Raw genomic sequence first — 20,533 nt, 5'->3', positions numbered from 1 at the left:
ATTATGAAAAAAACATATATTCCTTGGCTCGTTTGCTTATTCACCATGGTGACTAGCTGCAAAAAATTTGATTATTATCAAGACAATCCCAATAAACCGACCAAAGCTACGCCGGCATTATTAATGACCTATATCTGTCAGAATATCTTTAACAACAATCCCATCAGTGCCGCTTATGCCTCAAGACACCTCACTTATTATGAACGACCTAACGAATCCATCAACTACAATTGGAATCGCGGCAATTATGATAATTATGGAGGTTTACGTCAAGTGCTCAAATTAGAACCTCTTGTTACGGACAACAAAAATTTCCAAGGACTTGCTCATTTGTTTCGTGTAATCTACTTTGCGCAAATGACAGAAACGTTCGGTGATATTCCCTATACAGATGCCCTTCGCGCCGAACAAGACGGTCGCACGCCAATCTATGACAAACAAGAAGATATCTATGATGGACTACTGCAAGAACTGGAGCAAGCAAACTCTCTCATGGATACAGGAAATGGAAAAATAGACGGAGATATTATATACGGCGGCGATGCCAATAAATGGAAAAAACTAATAAACGCTTATCGATTACGTCTGCTCATTCATCTTTCAAAGAAAGAAGGCCAAACCAAAATAGCCATTAAGCAACAATTTCAATCTATAATCAGTAATCCAGTCAAATATCCACTCATGGGGAATATTAGTGACAATGCACAACTCGTATTCAATACCTCTGATCCCTCAAACTACTACCCTACCGCAGGACATCTAAGCGTTTCAACCTTAGTATCACTCGAACAATCTTTTGTAGAAATGCTTCAGAAAAGGGAGGACCCTCGTTTATTCTCATTTGGGGACGCTATCGCTGGTAAAACTGCGGGAGTTTTCTCAAACTATAAAGGCGTAGATGCAGGACTCTCTCCTGCCGATCAACAAGCTAGTGCCGCTCAATCTTCGCTAATTGCGAGAAGATTTGTCGATCTTCGTAGTCCAGTGAATGAACCTATGATCTTTTTAAGTTATGCCGAACAGGAATTTCTAATAGCAGAAGCAATTCAACGGGGCTGGATCTCCGGAGATATGAATGATCATTATCAAAAAGGAATAACTGCATCAATGGCTTTCTATAAAATAACCGGAACGATCGTTTCTGATTACCTGAATAAGGATCTTGTCAAATTAGAAACAGGCGATCCGCTAACAAAGATCTTGACACAAAAATATATTGCTTTCTATATGAATTCTAGCTGGGAACCTTTCTTTGAACAGCGACGCACTGGTGTCCCTATGTTGAGAGTTGGCCCCGGAACATTAAATGGAGGTAAAGTACCAAAACGTTGGCAATATCCGCTTTCTGAGTCGCAATATAATGAATCCAACCTGGATGCAGCTGTAAAGCGACAGTTTACCGAAGGAGATAACGTAAATGCCACAATGTGGTTAATAAAATAAAAAACATGGACACAAGAAGAGATTTTCTAAAAAAAGCAGCAATGCTTGCCGGAGGAGCCTCACTTTCACAGGTTATTCCTTCTGCTATTGCAAAAGCAATGGCCATCAACCCCGCTTTGGGGAGCACCTTTTATGATGCTGAACATGTGGTTCTACTGATGCAGGAAAATAGATCTTTTGATCATGCTTTTGGTACACTACGGGGAGTGCGAGGTTTCAATGATCCAAGGGCGATCCGCCAGCCAAACAGAAACAAAGTGTGGTTACAGACGCAAAAAACAGGTGAAACATACGCTCCTTTCCGATTGGATATTAAAGATTCAAAAATTACATGGATGGGATGTTTGCCTCATAATTGGACCGATCAAACCGATGCCCGAAATAAAGGAAAGATGGACAAATGGTTAGATGTCAAACATTCTGGATTTAAAGAATTTGCAGACCTTCCCCTGACGATGGGACATTATACACGCGAAGATATCCCATTCTACTATTCGTTGGCAGATTCTTTTACGATCTGTGATCAGCATTTCTGTTCAAGTATTACAGGTACAAATCCCAATAGACTCTATTTTTGGACAGCTAATATTCGGGAAAACTTAAATGGAAAGGCATTGGTATGGAATGGGGATTCAGAGTTTAGTGGTAAAGCAAACTGGAAGACCTTTCCAGAACGTCTTTCAGCACTTGGTGTAGACTGGAAAATATATCAAAATGAGATTTCTTCAAGTAGTGCCGGATACAGTGGAGAAGCCAATGGCTGGTTAGCAAATTTTGGATGTAACCCAATGGAATATTTCCCACAGTATCAAGTCAAATATAGTCCGCGCTATAGAGAGCTGCTCGCTCGGAAAAAAGAAGAACTGGAACAGAAAATAGCCACAACAACGACGAAAGATACGCTTGAAAAGTTGAGTAAGGAACATCAACATGTGCTGGAAGAGCTACAACAATACACAGCGGAAAACTTTGAAAAACTTGACGAACGAACGAAAGATATTCATCGTCGTGCGTTTGTGAATAACAGTGCACAGCCCGATTACATGGAGCTCGAAACAATGCATTATCAGGAAGGCGAGCATCAACGGGAACTGCAAATCCCAAAAGGTGATGTGTTATACCAATTTAGAAAAGATGTCGAAGCAGGTAAACTACCAACAGTTTCCTGGCTTGCTCCACCCCAACTTTTCTCAGATCATCCAGACTCTCCTTGGTTTGGTGCCTGGTATGTGAGTGAGATCATGGATATCCTAACACAAAATCCGGAAGTCTGGAAAAAGACAATCTTTATCCTTACTTATGATGAGAATGACGGTTATTTTGATCACTTCGCTCCTTTTACAGCTCCTAATCCTTATGAAGCAGATAGTGGCAAAGTGTCCCCAGATATTGACCCAAAATTGGAATTTGTACGTCGCGACGAACAATACTACCCCGAAAGCGGAAGAGAAAGTAACATCGGCTTGGGCTATCGTGTCCCTTTGATCATTGCTTCCCCCTGGACACGGGGTGGTTGGGTAAACTCACAGGTATTTGACCATACCTCAAGCTTGCAGTTTTTAGAAAAATTCATTAGCCACAAAGTAAAAAAAGAAGCAAAGGAAACCAATGTGAGTAACTGGCGACGTACGGTCTGCGGAGACCTCACTTCTGCTTTTAGGCCTTATCATGGAGAGGTAATCAAAAAGCCATTGGTATTAGAACGTCAGCCATTTATCAAAGAGATCCACCAGGCAAAATTTAAAGGTCTTCCAATGGGATTCAAAGCATTAACTGCAGATGAGATCAAGCAGATGGATCAGGATCCCGCCCGTTCACCTTATTTTCCAAAACAGGAAGAAGGGCTTCGTGACTCCTGCACTCTCCCCTATGAACTTTATGCACATGGAGAATATCTATCTGATGGAAGGTATCAACTGACATTTGAAGCTTCAAACAAGGTATTTGGAGACCGCGCTGCGGGTTCCCCGTTTACAGTATATCATAGTACTCCTTATAAGGGTGAGATTGGAACTTCCCGTAACTACGCCGTATCCCCCGGAGGCAGTTTGTCAGACAATTGGGCTATCAATGCCTTTGACAACGAGCTATTTCAACTTGATGTACATGGACCAAATGGATTTTATCGTATGTTTAAAGGCGACACTAACCATCCAAATATCAAAATCCGTTGCACTTATGAAAAAAGCAGAGATGAAAAATCATTTACGGGAGGTCTGTTGTTCACTTGTATAAATCAGGATAGTAAAGGCCATCGTCTCCTACTTGAAGACATAAGCTATGGACAGGGCAAAAAAGAAGTCCACCTCAAAAGTGGTGAGTCAACAACAATTCAGTTTGATCTTTCCAAACAAAGTTTTTGGTATGATTTCCGTATCAGCTGCAAAGATTGCAATACATTCCAAGAGCAGTATGCAGGCCGTATAGAAGCTGGGAAAAGCGGAAAAAGTGATCCACTATTAAGCCGATAACAAAAAATTGAAACGGGGTTATTTTCGAAAGGAGATAGCCCCGTCTATCTGTGATTCTTGCAACAAATAGTCAATACGTCTGAAATCTCTTATTTTCAGAAATCATCATACGACAAACCATACCTTTCGATATTATTCCTGTATGCGACGAATAACATGGTAGAATCCTTTATACAGTAAAACTGCACCAACGATCAAAAAAACAGCTAATAAATATAAACTGATGGAGTTAATAAATAATAGACACATCATAACGGTAATTTTTGGTTTTTCATTTCTTATGTACAAGTTATAACATTTATCCAAAATATTACAAAAAAAAAATACAAATTTTCTCTACTTTTGTCGGGATGAGGAAAATTGCATTGTTTATCGGCTTATTTTTTTATTTGCTCGCAGCAAGTGGTGCAACCCTACATTTCCATTTCTGTCAAGGAGAAGCACAAAGTGTGTCATTAAGCCAAAACCAAACGGCTCATTGTCCGATGTGTGCCAAGTCGCAAAAAAAACATCAAAACCACTGCCATCAGGAAGGTAGTTGCAAGGACGTAACTATCGCTGCCCAAAAAGTAGATGATTTCAACAGATTATCTCAGACACTCAATTTCAATAGTTTTTCTCCGGCAATTATTACCCTTCACTGGATACACAATTACTATCAATTTTCGTCAGATGAGGATAGTTCATCCAAATTAAGTACAAATCAGAACACCTTCCTAAAGAGATACAGTCCTTCTGTATTTATTCTAAATCAGAGTTTCAGAATTTGATTTCCTAATTTTTTGATTTTTAATCAAAATAAACGTCGAAGATATTACCTTCGACCTTACATGCTATGCACGTTTTTTTTAGGCCGTACATTATCAAAAAACTATGAATCAAATTTTAAAACAACTATATACAACAACCTTTTTATTGTTATTTTCCTTCGCAATTGTACAAGCACAAAGCGACAGCACAAGAACGCTTACTGTAGCGGGTAACTGTGCAATGTGTAAAAAAAGGATCGAGACTGCTGCAAAATTACAAGGTGTCGAAAGTGCTGTGTGGAACGCGAGTGATAATTTGTTACATCTTAAATACAATGCACAAAAAGTTGAACTGGAAACAATAAAAAAGAATATTGCCCAAGTCGGACACGATGTAGACAATCTGATTGCAAGTGACGAATCCTATGCACAGCTTCATGAATGTTGTATGTATCCCAGATTAGAAAACGGACAAGTTCCCGAAAAAAAGGCAGTACCTACCGAAGCTGGACATCATGATCATCCACATACCGTGACAGGTGTTGTTGTCGAAGAGAATGAAAAAGGTGATCTAAAACCTATTGTTGGAGCTAATTTACATTGGGCGAATTTGCCAAGTAGAAACACCCGCAGTAATGAGAATGGTGTATTTAAGTTAGAACACAAAGAAGGTTTTAACAAGCTTGTTGTTAGTTACGTTGGGATGAAATCCGATACGATTACAATTAAAGACTTACACGAGGTCGTCATGATTACAGCCAAAGGTAATGTACTGATGGAGGTCGAAGTTAAAGGAACACGTAAATCCACTTATATTGATCGTATGACACCTGCAAGACTGGAGGTACTGACAGGGAAAGAATTATTTAAAGCGGCCTGCTGTGATTTAAGTGAAAGCTTTGAGACCAACGCTTCAGTGGATGTGATCAGTGCTGATGCTGTAACGGGTAGTAAACAGATTCAGATGCTTGGCTTAAGTGGTATCTATACCCAATTGACTGTAGAAAACTTACCGGGACCGCGTGGTTTGGCGTCACCGCTAGGACTAAATTCCATTGCTGGTACTTGGATCGAATCTATTCAAATTGCCAAAGGAGTTGGTTCTGTAGCTAATGGATATGAAAGTATGGCCGGTCAGATCAACGTTGAACTGAAAAAACCTCAAAACTCCGAAAGGCTGTTTTTTAATGCTTACGCCAATAACATGGGACGAACCGATGTGAATTTGAATCTTTCACAAAAATTAGGTCAACATTGGTCGACATCAGTATTATTGCACGACAACTTTATGTACAATAAATCCATGAATTTTAGCCACAATGGATTTAGGGACGTCCCAGTTGGTAATCTTTTCTCTGGAGTAAACCGTTGGTTGTATGAGAATGGTAAAGGTCTAATGGTACAATTTGGCGTGAAGTATTTAAATGATGACCGTACTGGTGGGCAAATAGATTTTAACAAAAAAACAGATAAGGGCACTACGAATCGTTATGGTCTTGGTTTTGACATCGAACGTGTTGAAGGTTTTGCTAAAATCGGCTATGTATTTCCGGAAAACAAACACCGCAGTATTGGCTTGCAATTAGCCGGCTCCAACTACAATCAAAAAAGTTATTTTGGACTAAAAAACTATAATTCTGAACAACAGAATGGTTACGCAAACCTATTGTTCCAGGATATCATAGGTACTGTAGCCCATAAATATCGTGTTGGTGCCTCTATCAATTACGATAACTACGATGAATGGTATTTAACAGATCAAAATTTCAAACGTAAAGAAGTCGTTTCAGGTGCATTTGCAGAATATACCTTCAGTCCATCCGAAAAATTTGATGCCGTAGTGGGTCTACGTCAAGATTACAACTCTTTGTATGGATGGTTTACAACACCACGGTTAAATTTACGCTATGCTCCTATTGCTGGAACAACATTCCGTGCAAGCTCAGGAAGAGGTCAGCGTACAGCAAATATCTTTGCGGAAAATACAGCCGTTTTGGCCAGTAGTAGAAGACTGATCATTCAGTCCCAGGACATTTATAATAAAGCCTATGGCTTACAACCAGAAGTTTCCTGGAATACTGGAATTGCGGTGGATCAAAACATGCGCATATTTGGAAGAGAAGCTTCTGCCTCGGTTGAATTTTTCCATAATAGCTTTTCCAACCAGGTCGTGGTCGACTACGAGAATCCAAGAGAAATCAGTTTTTACAACTTAACAGGAAAATCATTTTCAAACAGTTTACAGACAGAATTTAGATTTATGCCTGCCCCACATTTTGAAACAAGATTAGCTTACCGTCTATTGGATGTACAAACCGACTTTCAGAGTGGAAGAAAAACCAAACCCTTGTTAGCTAAACACCGTGGTTTTGTCAATTTAGCCTATAATCATCATTCCGGATGGAGCCTAGATTATACGTTAAACGTTGTTGGACCAAAACGTATACCTTCAACCATGGACAACCCGGTTGAATACCAGATGCCAACCGAATCAAAAACGTATGCTACGATGAACGCACAGATCAGTAAAACATTTGGAAAGGACAAAAATTTCACCGTTTATTTAGGAGGAGAAAATCTTACAAACTATTTCCAGAAAACACCGATCCTTGCAGCGGATCAACCCTTCGGAAATTACTTTGATACCTCCATGTTATGGGGCCCTTTAACAGGACGGATGTTTTATACAGGGGTACGTTATTTCATAAAATAATACTGATTTAATATAAAAAAGCGGCTAGGCCGCTTTTTTATATTAACTTTTTCAGTTCCTGGTATAACCGTGCTGTTGGTAGCCCCACCACATTATTATACTCACCTTCGATCTTCTCAATGCCAATTAAACCGATCCATTCCTGAATACCATAGGAGCCAGCTTTATCAAGTGGTGAAAAATTAGTAACATAATAATCTATCTCATCCCGATCCAAGACATGGAAATAGACTGTTGTTGTTTCCACAAAGGAATGTACTACACCTTTCCACTGTGTAGCGACAGCAGTGATGACCAAATGCTTCTTTCCGGATAAATTTTCCAAAGTCTGCATGGCTTCAGCCGCAGTCTTTGGTTTTCCCAAAATCTCTCCAGTTGTCGAAACAACAACGGTATCGGCACAGATAACCAAACAGTCCGATTTATCCGCAAAAGCTTTCACTTTTTGCAATGCGATCTGACGGACTGCCTCAATGGCAGAAAGATTCGGATCAACATATTCATCAGTCTCCCGAACTTCTACCTCAAACTCGATTCCTAATCCTGATAATAACTGTTTCCGTCTAGGCGATTGAGAACCCAAGATAACTGTTTTATTCTTTAAATTTTCTAACATCATTAAATGCTTTTTATCGTTTCATCCTCGTACCAATTCCCCTGTACTTTAAGTACTTTTTCGATCAGTTCCCGTACGACCCCCTTTCCACCATTAAAACCAGAAATGTAATGCGAGATCTTCTTGATTTCCTCCACAGCATCTGCCGGCGATACAGCCAAACCGACAGATCGCATGCAACTAAAATCAGGAATATCATCCCCGATATACATCAATTGATCAAGTCCAAGATTATAAGCTTTAGCCAATATTTTCAATAGTGAAAGTTTATCTGAGACACGGGAGTGAATTTCTTTAAGCCCCAACCCTTGTAGACGCAGTTCCACCCCTTTTGAAGCTCCACCAGTAATAACAAAGATTGGATAGCCTTTTTTTATAGCCAATTGCATCGCATATCCATCTTTGATATTAAAAGTTCGCAGCTGTTCTCCCCTTTCATTGACTTGCACAGTTCCATCTGTCAATACCCCATCCACATCCAATACAAATCCTTTTATTGTTTTAAATTTAGTCAGTACCATCAAAATATATTTTTGTAAAAATAAGGCATTTCAGTTAAATATACGATTACTCGACATCGTCTTATTTACTGAATTTCTGCCAGTAAATTATTCAAATATGCCAAAATATCATTTATTTGTCACAACATAGTTGTATTAGCAACTTATTATAAAAAACATTTGGTCGGAACCTGATATTTACCGTATCTTTGTAGAAGATAATTAAAGGTTATCTCGCTATGAAAACACTAACAGCGCTATTGAAACAGGTAATTCTGTCAAAAGCTGCATAAGATTAAAAAAACAATCAACTTAGTTTTTCAGAGCAAAAAACACGGCAACTAATTTAGTTTGGTCGCCCTTAAAAAGTCTTTTCATAATTTAGGTTTATAATTGGTTAGTAACAAACCCTGGTGCCCATCATCAGGGTTTTGTTTTATTAGGACTTTTCTTCCCTTATTTACAATATTGTATCTATTCGTATTTGCGACTATTTTAGGAATAGCAAGTTTTTTTGTTATTTTACATATATCTTTTTTTCCCCAGGTAATATCAGGAAAACTACCTACAGAAAAATGAACGATAATTGGGCGACCAAAAATTCATTAAACTCATTCTCACATGGATCAAAAAAATTATAGAAAGCAAATTACCATAGGAGTGATAATTTCTTTTTCGCTTATTTTTATTTCCGCCCTATACTTTTTCATCTCCTTGCATCATATTCTGGATAACGAGCGTAATATCGTTCGAATAGCCGAAAATAGATTTAATATAATTAATGAAATTAGATCAAACATAGATGATGTCAATGACATTAAACACCATTATTTCGCAAAAAGAGATCCTGCCCTGTTCATCCCTTATCAACTCGAACGAAAACAAACAGATGAGTTATTGAGAACTATTAGTAAAGAGGACGAACTCTATGCAGTTTCACCACATGTGATCGAAACTTTGCGCAATGAAATTGTACTTTTCTATGATTTTGATAAAGATATCGCCTATGCACAAACTAACAATGACACTTCAGCACCATACATTCATGAGCAGAAAACAGCCATTTTAAATCAGATCGATATATTATCCCGAGATCTGCTCGATCAAAGGGCAAATCGACTGGAAAAGTCTAGAAACGATCTACAGCTCGCACAAAACATTACTTACCTCTTCATTGCGATCGGTTTAAGTGGATTTTTCTATATTCTGGCTAAAATTTTCTCGATTTCAAAAGTGTTAAGGTCAACGGTTAGAAGTCAACAAGAATCAAACAATCGACTTCAACTCTTGCAAGATCAGACCAATAATGATAACTGGATTTTAAATGCGATCAACCATATTGATGAACAGCTACGTGGTGATTATAGCGATAAAAAAATAGCAGAGATCAGCCTAAATGCCATTACTGCTATGACGAAAGCATTGGGAGGCACAGTTTATGTTTTTGATGATACTTATCAGGAGTATCAATTATGTCATAAAATTGGAATTGCTTCCACACAGCAGTTAAAAAAGAGCTTTAGGGAAAATGATGGTATTTTAGGCGAAGTGGCCAACAAACATGTCGTTGTGAAAATCAAGGATATTGATCACGCTCATCTCGTTTTAGAAACTTCTTTATCCAATAGGATCGAGACTGAAATTTACATTATTCCTTTTGCCTATGAAAATCATTGCGTAGGGTTGATGGAAATCTGCTGCCCGCTGGTAAATGAAAAAGAAGAGCAGTTAAGATTCAATTTCTTGGATAAAGTAAAGGGTAACATCGCTATCATTCTTAAAGTTGCGCAGACGCACGGCAAACTCGCCGATCTTTATGAAGAACTTCAGCAGCAAACCGAGGAACTGGAGGCACAACAAGAAGAATTAAGGACGACCAACGAAGAATTAATCCACAAAACCCATTTGCTGGAAGCCTCAGAAGAAGAGCTACGGGTACAACAGGAAGAGCTCATCCAGACTAACAATGAATTGGATGAGAAGGCAAAATTACTCTTCGCTCAAAATGAAGATCTAGAGAAAGCAAGACAGGCAATAGCCCAGAAAATAGAAGAAGTTGAATTATCAAGCAAGTATAAATCTGAGTTCATGGCAAATATGAGTCACGAACTAAGGACTCCACTTAACAGTATTCTTATACTTGCCAAATTATTACAGGACAACAAAAAGGAAAATCTGAATGACGATCAGATAAAATATGCTTCCGTCATCCATAGTGCAGGTTCGGACCTACTTCATTTGATTAACGAGTTGTTGGATTTAGCAAAAATAGAATCTGGGAAAGTCGAAGTTCAAAAAGAGCATATTAACACGAATTATCTAGTCAATTACATTAAAGACTTTTTTCATGATACCGCTGAATCAAAGATCATCAAATTTAATATCGAAATCGATGGAGATACACCGCAGGAATTTATTGGTGACGAACATCGCATACAACAGGTTCTAAAGAATTTATTGTCGAATGCATTTAAATTTACTGGTGAAAATGGTATTGTAACGCTCAAGATAAATGTTGAGGATGGAGCCATATATTTTACAGTCCAAGATAATGGGATAGGGATCGCTCCCGAAAAACAAGAACTCATCTTCGACGCCTTCAAGCAGGAAGATGGTTCCACAAGCCGCAAATATGGCGGTACAGGACTTGGTCTGTCTATATGTCGTGAGATAGCGAGTCTATTAAAGGGAAGAATCACATTAAACAGCAAAGTTGGCGAGGGTAGCGTGTTTATTTTTAGTTTACCCTTAGAAGCGGAAGCTCAAGGCGAGAAAATATCAGAATTACCCGTCATTGAAACAAATACACCAATTGCATATCCTCCATTAGAAGATATAACGATCGGAGAAGAGCACCCAATTGACAATAGTAGTAAAAATAATAAACTGTTAATCATCGAAGACGATTTCATCTTTGCAGATATCCTAAAAGATTATGCAGTTCAAAATGGTTACGATGTCTATATCAGCTACGATGGACAGGATGGGCTCAACAAAGCGCGAAACTTAATTCCTGCAGCAATCATATTAGACATTATGTTACCGAAAATGGATGGTTGGGAAGTGTTACGTAATCTCAAAAAAGCGAATTCGACGAAGGATATCCCAGTACATATGATGTCCGCAGGAACATTTCTCCATGATGAACCAATATCCGCTGGTGCTATTGGGTTTATGTCCAAACCTGTCTCTGAAGAATCTCTCGCCGAAACTTTCCTGAAGATCAAAGCTTCAACAAGTCGTCCTATTAAGAAAATTCTATTGGTAGAGGACCAAGAGATTCAAAGTGACTTTATCAAGCAATCCCTTGAAGAACAAAATATTCAAATATTTCAGGCATTCGATGCGCGTCAGGCGCTCGATCTATTGGTTCAGGAAAAAATATTCGACTGTATCATTATGGATCTAAATCTCCCTGATAAATCTGGCATCGAACTGCTCAATGAGATCAAATCGAACAGTGAATTTAAGGATCTGCCGATTATTATTAACACCGCAATGGAGTTGAGTCCTGAACAAACATCAGAAATTTTGCACCATAGTCAGGCCATGGTGTTAAAATCAGCCAAATCCAACAATAGATTAATTGACGAAGTCAATTTATTTTTAAATAAAATCCGAAGCAGCAAAACGGAATATCATTCGCTTAGCAACAGTTCTTCGGTACTTGTGGAGAACAATTTGACTTCCAAGACCGTATTGCTGGCTGACGATGATATGCGGAATATATTCGCTTTAAGTACCGCGTTCGAAAGCTATGACATGAAAATAGAGATCGCCAATAATGGTCAGGAAGCATTGGATATCTTAGCACGCAATGAGCATATCGATATTGTTTTGATGGACATTATGATGCCAGTTATGGACGGCTATGAAGCTATCGAAAAAATAAGGGAGAACAAGAAGTTTTCGAACCTTCCCATTATCGCTGTTACAGCGAAGGCGATGAAAGGTGACCGGGAAAAGACAATCGCTGTAGGAGCAAACGATTATATTAGCAAACCAGTTGATGTAGATAAATTGATATCCTTAATGCGTGTATGGTTGAGTTAAGCAATAAAATAGCAGCAATGATTACTTTTGAAGAGTTGGAGGAAATTATTGAGGTTGTCAAAAACCTCCACGGCTATGATGTGTCTGGATACACAAGGTCATCCTTAAAGCGGCGTGTCACCAGAATTATGGAACTCAACAAGCTAGATCTGGTCGAATTAAAATCTAAATTAATTAACCAACCAGGCTTCAGTACTTATCTTTTACAGGAAATTACAGTCAACGTGACTGAAATGTTTAGAGATCCGGAATTTTACAAAGCGTTAAAAAATGATGTATTTCCTTATCTGGAAACCTATCCTCATATTAAACTGTGGAGTGCAGGTTGTTCCACAGGGGAAGAAGTGTATTCGTTGGCAATTCTACTAAAAGAGGCAGGGCTCTATCAGCGTTCGTTTATTTATGGAACGGATATTAACACAAAAGTATTGGAAAAAGCCAAAAGAGGCATTTATTCTTTAGCAAAAGTGAAAGACTACTCTGAGAATTTTATTAAAACAGATCCCAAAAGTTCTTTATCCGAATATTATACGGCGATGTACAATGCTGCCACGATAAATAATAGCCTTAAGAAGAATGTCCTTTTTTCCCAGCACAGTTTGGTTTCCGATCGGGTATTTAATGAATTTCAGTTGGTCACATGCCGAAATGTATTGATTTATTTCGACACAAACCTCCAGGAAAAGGTATTGGATTTATTTTATAATTCGCTCTGTCACCTAGGTTTTTTATGTTTGGGTTCAAAAGAGTCTCTGATCAACTACAAAAATGCAGCAAAATTTAAGGTTATAAACAAAAAGCACAATATTTATCAAAAAATAGCTTAGATCAAGATGGAACGGAAAATTCTTTTATTAGCGGGATCTGCAGGCGGCTTTAGTGTTATTCTAAATATCCTAAAAGCATTGGAACGCCCTATTCGAATACCGGTCATCGTTATTGTGCACAGAAACCCTAAATATGCATCGAGTATCGAAGATACATTATCAAAAGCACTATTGCAGCGGATAAAAACAGCAGATGATAAAGAAACCATCGCGGATGGAACAATCTATTTTGCTCCAGCTGGTTATCATTTGCTCATCGAGCCTGATTATAGCTTTTCATTGGACATCTCTGAACCAGTCCAATATTCAAGGCCATCAATTGATGTGACCTTCGAATCTGCAGCCGAAGTCTATAAAGAAAACTGTACTGCTATTTTATTTTCCGGAGCTAATCAGGACGGCGCGCAGGGGTTATTGATGATTAAAAAATATGGTGGCAGTACCTTTGTGCAAGACCCACTGGATGCGGAGGTTCCAATTATGCCCCAGGCGGCCATAGAATTAAATGCGCAAGATAAGATCTTAACCATAGCCGAAATAAAAGATTACATTATGCAATTAACCTAAAGTTGTATTTAGATTTGATATAATGAAGAAGATTAATATATTGATCGTCGATGATAAAGTTGAAAATATTATCAGTCTCACAGCCTTGCTGGAGGATATCGAATATGTAAATATAATTAGCAGTACGGATCCCAACGAAGCCCTGAAAATCTGTTGGAAAGAAGAAATAGATCTTGCCTTAGTTGATGTGCAGATGCCCGAAATCAATGGATTCGAATTTGTTACTTTTTTGAAGAAAAACCCTAAAACGAATCACATTATTCCGATCATGGTAACCGCAATTTCGAAAGAGGATAAGTACCTTATTCAAGGACTTAACAGTGGAGCTGTAGACTACCTGTACAAACCTCTTAATCCGGAAGCCACAATAGCAAAAGTCAAATCTTTTGTTCAGCAGCTGTTAATACAACAGGAAATTAAAGAGAAAAATATCGCTTTGGAAGAATCGAAGCAAGCGATTCTTAAAGCAAAAGAGGAAGCTGAATTAGCAAGAAAATCAAAAGAAACTTTCTTAGCTAATATGAGCCATGAAATCCGTACCCCTATCAATGGTATTATGGGGATTACCCAAATGTTAAAAAACTCACAGCTTAGTATCGAACAAGAAAACTGGATCAATAAACTCGATTCAGCATCTCAGAACCTACTAACAATTATCAATGACATATTAGACCTGTCCAAGGTTGATTCTGGCATGATGAAACTTAACATGGAATCCACTTCAGTACATGATATTACGGATGATTTGAATAACTTATTTATAGATAAGGCAAATTATAAGGGATTAAATTTTTATATAGATGTGGACGATCGGATAAACAGTTATTTTTTAACTGATCCTCTTCGTTTAAAACAGATTCTAACCAACTTTATCTCCAATAGCTTCAAATTTACCGCCGCAGGTTCGGTCATTTTAAAAATTCAACTTCTAACGGAAAGTGATCAGCAAATTGGTTTACAGTTTCAAGTCATAGACACAGGTATCGGCATAGTCGAAGAAGCTTTGGAAAAAATATTCATTGCTTTTGAGCAAGGGGAAGACAGTATTACCAAAAAATTTGGCGGCACTGGCTTGGGCTTAGCAATTGTCAAACGCATCGCTGCCCTTCTCAATGGAAAAGTCTTCGCATCGAGCGAATATGGTAAAGGAAGCATATTTTCTTTTGAATGTGCCTTCGACAAAATAGAAGATAAACCCCTAGAAAAAGAAACACAAGTGCTTTATACAGAGTTACCGAAGTTTAATTCACCGATGATCCTTATCGCCGAAGACAACGAATTAAACAGCTTTATGTTAGCAAATATCCTAAAAAGTTGGAACTGCGAAATTACACTGGCAACAAATGGACAGCTTGCGTTGGAGGAAATAAACAGAAAAAAAATAGATCTGGTATTTATGGACGCGCATATGCCCCTAATGAGCGGCTTTGAAGCTATTAAAGAAATACGTCGCCATACCAACCCAATAATTGCGAATATGCCCATCATCTCTATCTCTGCTTCAGTTTTAAAGGCTGAACAACAAGAAGCCATGGATGCAGGGGCAAATGAAGTTGTTGGGAAACCATTTGATCCTATCAAATTATATAAAACAATTGATGCTTTATTGTCAAAATTGAAATGATTGTTTCTATTTACCAATGAAATCATTAATTTTAAGGAATTAACAAAACGTAATAATGAAAAAACTTTTTATGATACCAGCAGTTGCAGTTGCATTGTCAATTGCATCTTGTGGCGGAAACAGTGAGAAGTCTGGCAAATCAGCTAGTACAGAATCGACAACTTCAACAGAAAACCAAGCGACAGAAACAGTACCTGGAATTGAAAACGTGGCTATTTCTAACAGCTTATCTTTAGAAGGTAACGATCAGATGAAATTTGACAAGGACTTATTCCGTGTTAAAGCTGGTGAGCCAGTAGAATTATCTTTCAAAAATGCGGGTACCATGCCAAAAGAATCTATGGGACATAATGTTGTCATCCTTAAACCGGGTGTAGATCTTCCAACTTTCGGCGCTGAGGCAGCAGCAGCGGTGGCTGATGAGTATGTTCCAAAATCAGCTTTATCCTCTATCGTATCCCATACGAAATTATTGGGCCCTGGTGAAACTGATAAAATTACATTTACACTTGAAAAAGGAGTATATCCTTTCATCTGTAGTTTCCCTGGACACTATGGTGTAATGCAAGGCAAAATCGTTGCAGAATAACAACATAAAAGCAAAAAGGATATCCAGAATTGAATATCCTTTTTGTTAACCAATTTTTTGCGCTGGGATAGAAAGGAATTCGCTCAAGTACACTTTCAATATCCATTATTGCCTATATTCCGTTGCTCTTCATAATCCTCTTTCAATAGGTCTACATCGATATACTTTTCTTCTAGAAGCTTGACCTCTCTATATATTTTTCTTCCAGACAAATTATCGACCTTAGATTATCTTAAAGGGGGTAGGCCGCATTTCTTTTATCAAAAAAATGTAAAGTAAGTCTATTCGGTTACAAATCGCAAGTTTTGATTTCCTATCCCATTAATAATCATTAAATTTGTACTACTAAAAATTAAAACGTAATCAATGCAATACGACGTAATTGTAATCGGAAGTGGTCCAGGCGGATATGTAGGAGCTATCCGTTGTGCCCAATTAGGATTAAAAACAGCTGTTATTGAAAAATATAGCACATTTGGCGGTACTTGTCTTAACGTTGGATGTATTCCTTCGAAAGCGCTTTTAGATTCATCGGAGCATTACCACAATGCTGCCCATAATTTTGACGCATTCGGCATCAGTTTAAAAGATCTTAAGGTAGATATGGCAAAGATGATTGCTCGTAAAGACGATGTCATTGCGCAAAATACTGCCGGTATCACTTTCTTATTTAAGAAAAACAAAATTGACAGTTTCCAAGGTGTAGGTTCATTTGTGGATAAAAACACCATTAAAATAACAAAAGCAGATGGTTCTACAGAACAGATCACTGCCAAAAATGTCATCATTGCAACAGGATCAAAACCGACTTCGTTACCATTCTTGCCAGTTGACAAAAAAAGAATTATTACTTCTACTGAAGCCCTTAATTTAAAAGAGATCCCAAAACACCTTATCGTCATCGGCGGTGGTGTAATTGGTCTGGAATTAGGTTCGGTATATGCTCGTTTAGGTTCAAAAGTCTCTGTAGTTGAATTTGCGAAATCTATCATTGGTACAATGGATGGTGGCTTAGGAAAAGAATTGCAACGTGTTTTGAAAAAATCATTGGGCATGGAGTTCTACCTAGGACATAAAGTAACAGGTGCTACCGCAAAAGGTAAAACGGTAAAAGTAACTGCTGAGGATCCAAAGGGACAAGAAATCACATTGGATGGTGATTACTGTATCGTTGCTGTTGGACGTACAGCTTATTCTGAAGGTTTAGGCTTGGAGAACATTGGCATTACATTAGAAGAAAGAGGTAAGAAAATCCCTGTAAACGCACACTTAGAAACTTCTGTTCAAGGTGTATTCGCAATTGGAGATGTCATTACTGGAGCGATGTTGGCGCACAAAGCGGAAGATGAAGGGGTATATGTCGCGGAATATATTGCTGGACAAAAACCTCACATCGACTACAACTTGATTCCAGGCGTTGTGTACACATGGCCTGAAGTAGCTTCAGTTGGAAAAACTGAAGAGCAACTTAAAGAGGCTGGTGTGAAATATAAAGCAGGATCTTTCTCTTTCAAAGCTTCTGGCCGTGCAAAAGCATCTGGTGATACAGATGGTTTTGTAAAAGTACTAGCTGACGCAACAACCGACGAGGTATTAGGCGTACATATGATTGGTCCGCGTGCAGCTGACATGATCGGCGAGGCTACAGTAGCGATGGAATATCGTGCTTCTGCAGAAGATATCGCACGTATCTGTCATGCTCACCCAACCTATACTGAAGCTATTAAAGAAGCGGCATTAGCCGCAACTGCAAATAGAGCAATACACGCGTAAGCGTTAAACAGAATAAACCTAAGGGGAAAAGGAAACTTTTCCCCTTTGTCATAAATACCTATATCAGATGAATTTTTATACAAGAAAATGGGTCAAACCCGAAGACCTTAACCCCAATGGAACATTGTTCGGCGGAACACTTTTGCGTTGGATAGATGAAGAAGCGGTTATTTACGCTATTGTACAATTGGGAAATCCTAAAGTGGTTACAAAGTTTATATCCGAAATAAACTTTGTAAATTCAGCCAAACAGGGGGATATTTTAGAATTAGGTATTGAAGCGATCAATTTCGGAACAACGTCATTGACGATGCGTTGTGAGGTCAGAAATAAAATTTCAAAGAAAACAATCCTATCCATCGACAAATTAGTGTTTGTCAATTTGGACGAGGACGGAAATCCCACCCCACATGGAAAAGATAGTATAACGTATGCTTATATGGGCATCGAGAAAACAGGGCGAGATGACTAAACATCTCCCCTGTTCCTTTGATATTAAATAGGTGTTTTTTATAAAGCTCTGTTTGGAAATTTGCGATCACAAATTATCAAGCACCATGCGGAAAGCTTAACTTTCTAAGCCATGGGCTCACACTTTTGGAATCTCTATGCAAATATCTCACTATTACGATTTTTGTCTTTTGCCCTCGATTTCCTTCTTTAGATCCAGCTCCACCCAAAATCCCAGGATTGGAACCAAAGAAGCCAAAAAGTACTTTATAGCTTTTAAAATAGGCCATTTATATTCGACAGTAGACATGATGAGCATCACAACGAATATAACGACAAAAAAGCCATGAATGGATCCCGCAATCTTCACAGCCTCTGGTATTCCAGCGAAATATTTCAAGGGCATTGCAATAAAAAACAAGCAAATCGTGGAAATAGCCTCCCACAACGCAATCTGTCTAAATATTCTTAACATAATGATAAACTGAGTATTGTGAACTTCAAAAATAAGACTCTAAATACGGTTGCCCCATTATTTTTTACCCTTTTACCGAGTCGTGACATTATCCCGAATACATTGACATTGTTTTATCAAAAACCGCCAATTTTACAATAAATAGTTCATATTCATCAGAAAAAATACGTACTTTTGAATGAATATAAGGTTCGGTACCTTGGTATTTGAAGCTATAACACTCAACTACAGAATATTTATTTATATGAATTACGACATCATTGTAATCGGTAGTGGTCCAGGCGGGTATGTTGCTGCCATTAGAGCCGCTCAGTTAGGGTTCAAAACAGCGATTATTGAACGCGAATCATTAGGCGGAATTTGTCTAAACTGGGGCTGTATCCCTACAAAAGCATTATTGAAAAGTGCTCAAGTATTTGAATATTTAAACCATGCCGCAGATTACGGCATCAATGTTCAAGGTGGTGAGGCTGATTTCGAAGCTATCGTCAAAAGAAGCCGCGGCGTAGCTGAAGGAATGAGTAAAGGTATTCAGTTCTTGATGAAAAAGAATAAAATTGATGTCATCAATGGAACTGCAAAAATTAAAAAAGGTGGTAAGATCGATGTAAAAGGCGCAGACGGTTCTACCAAAGAATATGCAGCAAAACATACCATCTTGGCGACAGGTGCACGTTCACGTGAGTTGCCTAACTTACCACAAGATGGCAAAAAGATTGTTGGTTACCGCCAAGCAATGACATTACCTAAACAACCAAAATCTTTAGTTGTTGTTGGTTCTGGTGCCATCGGTGTTGAATTTGCTTATTTCTATAATGCAATTGGAACAAAAGTGACTATCGTTGAGTTTATGGATAGAATCGTTCCAGTTGAAGATGAAGAAATCTCAAAACAACTAGAAAAAAGCTTAAAGAAACAAGGTATTAATATCCTTACTAAATCAGAAGTTCAATCTGTTGACACATCTGGAGAATTGAGCAAGGTTTCTATTAAAACTGAAAAAGGTGTTGAAGTAATCGAAGCAGAAGTTGTATTATCTGCAGTAGGTATTGCTCCTAATATCGAAAACATAGGCTTGGAAGAGGTTGGTGTAAAAACTGATCGTGGCCGTGTTGTCGTAGACGATTTCTACAAAACAAATATTGAAGGTGTATACGCTATCGGTGATATCGTTAAGGGTCAAGCTTTAGCGCACGTTGCTTCGGCAGAAGGTATTACTTGTGTTGAAAAAATCAAAGGTCTTCATGTAGAACCTATTGATTACAACAACATCCCTGGATGTACTTATTGTTCTCCAGAGATAGCGTCTGTTGGTTATACTGAAAAAGCAGCTAAAGAAGCTGGATATGAAGTTAAAGTAGGTAAATTCCCATTCTCTGCTTCAGGGAAAGCTTCGGCAGCTGGAGCAAAAGACGGTTTCGTAAAAGTTATCTTTGATGCAAAATATGGTGAATTCCTAGGTGCACATCTTATCGGAGCTAATGTTACTGAAATGATCGCTGAGGTTGTTGTAGCCCGTAAATTGGAAACAACAGGACATGAAATGATCAAAACAATCCATCCGCACCCAACAATGAGTGAAGCTATCATGGAAGCATGCGCCGATGCGTACGGTGAAGTGATCCATTTATAGTCACATATAAACATAAAAAAGAGGGGAAGAACATTCGATCTTCCCCTCTT

The 20,533-nt window shown here is 38.3% G+C and carries 15 protein-coding genes; 12 read left to right on the top strand and 3 right to left on the bottom strand.

Annotated elements, in window-relative coordinates; all coding sequences use genetic code 11:
• Positions 1 to 3 precede the first annotated feature (3 nt).
• From ABFX33_RS10020 to ABFX33_RS10010, 4 genes are all read left to right on the top strand, one after another.
• The gene (locus ABFX33_RS10020; RefSeq protein WP_257093961.1) at positions 4 to 1,443 is read left to right on the top strand and encodes a SusD/RagB family nutrient-binding outer membrane lipoprotein; all 1,440 of its coding nucleotides are present in this window, start codon (positions 4 to 6) and stop codon (positions 1,441 to 1,443) included.
• Positions 1,444 to 1,448: 5 nt separating this feature from the next.
• Positions 1,449 to 3,914: a phosphocholine-specific phospholipase C gene (locus ABFX33_RS10015; RefSeq protein ID WP_346085864.1), complete on the top strand. Its 2,466-nt coding sequence runs from the start codon at positions 1,449 to 1,451 to the stop codon at positions 3,912 to 3,914.
• A gap of 350 nt (positions 3,915 to 4,264) precedes the next feature.
• Complete coding sequence (locus tag ABFX33_RS26700; RefSeq protein WP_120261547.1) at positions 4,265 to 4,684, top strand: HYC_CC_PP family protein; 420 nt, start codon at positions 4,265 to 4,267, stop codon at positions 4,682 to 4,684.
• A 103-nt stretch (positions 4,685 to 4,787) separates the two neighbouring features.
• The gene (locus ABFX33_RS10010; protein WP_346085862.1) at positions 4,788 to 7,376 is read left to right on the top strand and encodes a TonB-dependent receptor domain-containing protein; all 2,589 of its coding nucleotides are present in this window, start codon (positions 4,788 to 4,790) and stop codon (positions 7,374 to 7,376) included.
• A gap of 37 nt (positions 7,377 to 7,413) precedes the next feature.
• On the opposite strand, the gene ABFX33_RS10005 is transcribed toward ABFX33_RS10010, so the two are convergent.
• Positions 7,414 to 7,995: a Maf family protein gene (locus tag ABFX33_RS10005; protein WP_257093978.1), complete on the bottom strand. Its 582-nt coding sequence runs from the start codon at positions 7,993 to 7,995 to the stop codon at positions 7,414 to 7,416.
• The gene (locus ABFX33_RS10000) at positions 7,995 to 8,513 is read right to left on the bottom strand and encodes a KdsC family phosphatase (RefSeq protein WP_346085860.1); all 519 of its coding nucleotides are present in this window, start codon (positions 8,511 to 8,513) and stop codon (positions 7,995 to 7,997) included. The genes ABFX33_RS10005 and ABFX33_RS10000 overlap by 1 nt, the downstream gene beginning before the upstream one ends.
• 600 nt (positions 8,514 to 9,113) lie before the next feature.
• Between ABFX33_RS10000 and ABFX33_RS09995 the strand changes: the two genes are divergently transcribed.
• The 7 genes from ABFX33_RS09995 (at position 9,114) to ABFX33_RS09965 (ending at position 18,397) form a co-directional block, all read left to right on the top strand.
• The gene (locus ABFX33_RS09995) at positions 9,114 to 12,545 is read left to right on the top strand and encodes a GAF domain-containing hybrid sensor histidine kinase/response regulator (RefSeq protein WP_346085858.1); all 3,432 of its coding nucleotides are present in this window, start codon (positions 9,114 to 9,116) and stop codon (positions 12,543 to 12,545) included.
• 17 nt (positions 12,546 to 12,562) lie between these two features.
• Entirely contained in the window at positions 12,563 to 13,372 is an 810-nt protein-coding gene (locus ABFX33_RS09990) for a CheR family methyltransferase (RefSeq protein ID WP_346085856.1), read from the top strand.
• A 6-nt stretch (positions 13,373 to 13,378) separates the two neighbouring features.
• The gene (locus tag ABFX33_RS09985) at positions 13,379 to 13,939 is read left to right on the top strand and encodes a chemotaxis protein CheB (protein ID WP_346085854.1); all 561 of its coding nucleotides are present in this window, start codon (positions 13,379 to 13,381) and stop codon (positions 13,937 to 13,939) included.
• Between the two features lie 22 nt (positions 13,940 to 13,961).
• Complete coding sequence (locus tag ABFX33_RS09980) at positions 13,962 to 15,563, top strand: response regulator (protein ID WP_346085852.1); 1,602 nt, start codon at positions 13,962 to 13,964, stop codon at positions 15,561 to 15,563.
• 70 nt (positions 15,564 to 15,633) lie between these two features.
• Positions 15,634 to 16,152: a plastocyanin/azurin family copper-binding protein gene (locus tag ABFX33_RS09975; protein WP_346085850.1), complete on the top strand. Its 519-nt coding sequence runs from the start codon at positions 15,634 to 15,636 to the stop codon at positions 16,150 to 16,152.
• Positions 16,153 to 16,518: 366 nt separating this feature from the next.
• Entirely contained in the window at positions 16,519 to 17,925 is a 1,407-nt protein-coding gene (gene lpdA / locus ABFX33_RS09970; RefSeq protein WP_120261538.1) for a dihydrolipoyl dehydrogenase, read from the top strand.
• A 67-nt stretch (positions 17,926 to 17,992) separates the two neighbouring features.
• Entirely contained in the window at positions 17,993 to 18,397 is a 405-nt protein-coding gene (locus ABFX33_RS09965) for an acyl-CoA thioesterase (protein ID WP_223583878.1), read from the top strand.
• Positions 18,398 to 18,550: 153 nt separating this feature from the next.
• Here ABFX33_RS09965 and ABFX33_RS09960 read toward each other — a convergent pair whose 3' ends face one another.
• Positions 18,551 to 18,850, bottom strand: a complete 300-nt coding sequence (locus ABFX33_RS09960; RefSeq protein WP_257093996.1) for a DUF3817 domain-containing protein — start codon at positions 18,848 to 18,850, stop codon at positions 18,551 to 18,553.
• Between the two features lie 244 nt (positions 18,851 to 19,094).
• Here ABFX33_RS09960 and lpdA (ABFX33_RS09955) point away from each other — a divergent pair, with 244 nt between their 5' ends.
• Positions 19,095 to 20,483 (top strand): dihydrolipoyl dehydrogenase, encoded by a 1,389-nt coding sequence (gene lpdA / locus ABFX33_RS09955; protein WP_120261535.1) that lies wholly within the window; start codon positions 19,095 to 19,097, stop codon positions 20,481 to 20,483.
• Positions 20,484 to 20,533: the final 50 nt, after the last annotated feature.

It is taken from the genome of Sphingobacterium ginsenosidimutans, from assembly GCF_039536865.1.
Classification (GTDB): Bacteria; Bacteroidota; Bacteroidia; order Sphingobacteriales; family Sphingobacteriaceae; genus Sphingobacterium; species Sphingobacterium detergens.
The sequence above is the reverse complement of the archived record's forward strand: the minus strand, read 5'-3'. Positions and strand labels throughout refer to the sequence as shown.

Excerpts from the sequence above, each read along its gene's own strand:
- ABFX33_RS10015 (WP_346085864.1), top strand. The coding sequence starts at position 1,449 with ATGGACACAAGAAGAGATTTTCTAAAAAAAGCAGCAATGCTTGCCGGA.
- ABFX33_RS10010 (WP_346085862.1), top strand. The coding sequence starts at position 4,788 with ATGAATCAAATTTTAAAACAACTATATACAACAACCTTTTTATTGTTA.
- lpdA (WP_120261538.1), top strand. The coding sequence starts at position 16,519 with ATGCAATACGACGTAATTGTAATCGGAAGTGGTCCAGGCGGATATGTA.
- ABFX33_RS09985 (WP_346085854.1), top strand. The coding sequence starts at position 13,379 with ATGGAACGGAAAATTCTTTTATTAGCGGGATCTGCAGGCGGCTTTAGT.
- lpdA (WP_120261535.1), top strand. The coding sequence starts at position 19,095 with ATGAATTACGACATCATTGTAATCGGTAGTGGTCCAGGCGGGTATGTT.
- ABFX33_RS09965 (WP_223583878.1), top strand. The coding sequence starts at position 17,993 with ATGAATTTTTATACAAGAAAATGGGTCAAACCCGAAGACCTTAACCCC.
- ABFX33_RS26700 (WP_120261547.1), top strand. The coding sequence starts at position 4,265 with ATGAGGAAAATTGCATTGTTTATCGGCTTATTTTTTTATTTGCTCGCA.
- ABFX33_RS09980 (WP_346085852.1), top strand. The coding sequence starts at position 13,962 with ATGAAGAAGATTAATATATTGATCGTCGATGATAAAGTTGAAAATATT.
- ABFX33_RS10005 (WP_257093978.1), bottom strand. The coding sequence starts at position 7,995 with ATGATGTTAGAAAATTTAAAGAATAAAACAGTTATCTTGGGTTCTCAA.
- ABFX33_RS09960 (WP_257093996.1), bottom strand. The coding sequence starts at position 18,850 with ATGTTAAGAATATTTAGACAGATTGCGTTGTGGGAGGCTATTTCCACG.
- ABFX33_RS10020 (WP_257093961.1), top strand. The coding sequence starts at position 4 with ATGAAAAAAACATATATTCCTTGGCTCGTTTGCTTATTCACCATGGTG.
- ABFX33_RS09995 (WP_346085858.1), top strand. The coding sequence starts at position 9,114 with ATGGATCAAAAAAATTATAGAAAGCAAATTACCATAGGAGTGATAATT.
- ABFX33_RS09990 (WP_346085856.1), top strand. The coding sequence starts at position 12,563 with ATGATTACTTTTGAAGAGTTGGAGGAAATTATTGAGGTTGTCAAAAAC.
- ABFX33_RS09975 (WP_346085850.1), top strand. The coding sequence starts at position 15,634 with ATGATACCAGCAGTTGCAGTTGCATTGTCAATTGCATCTTGTGGCGGA.
- ABFX33_RS10000 (WP_346085860.1), bottom strand. The coding sequence starts at position 8,513 with ATGGTACTGACTAAATTTAAAACAATAAAAGGATTTGTATTGGATGTG.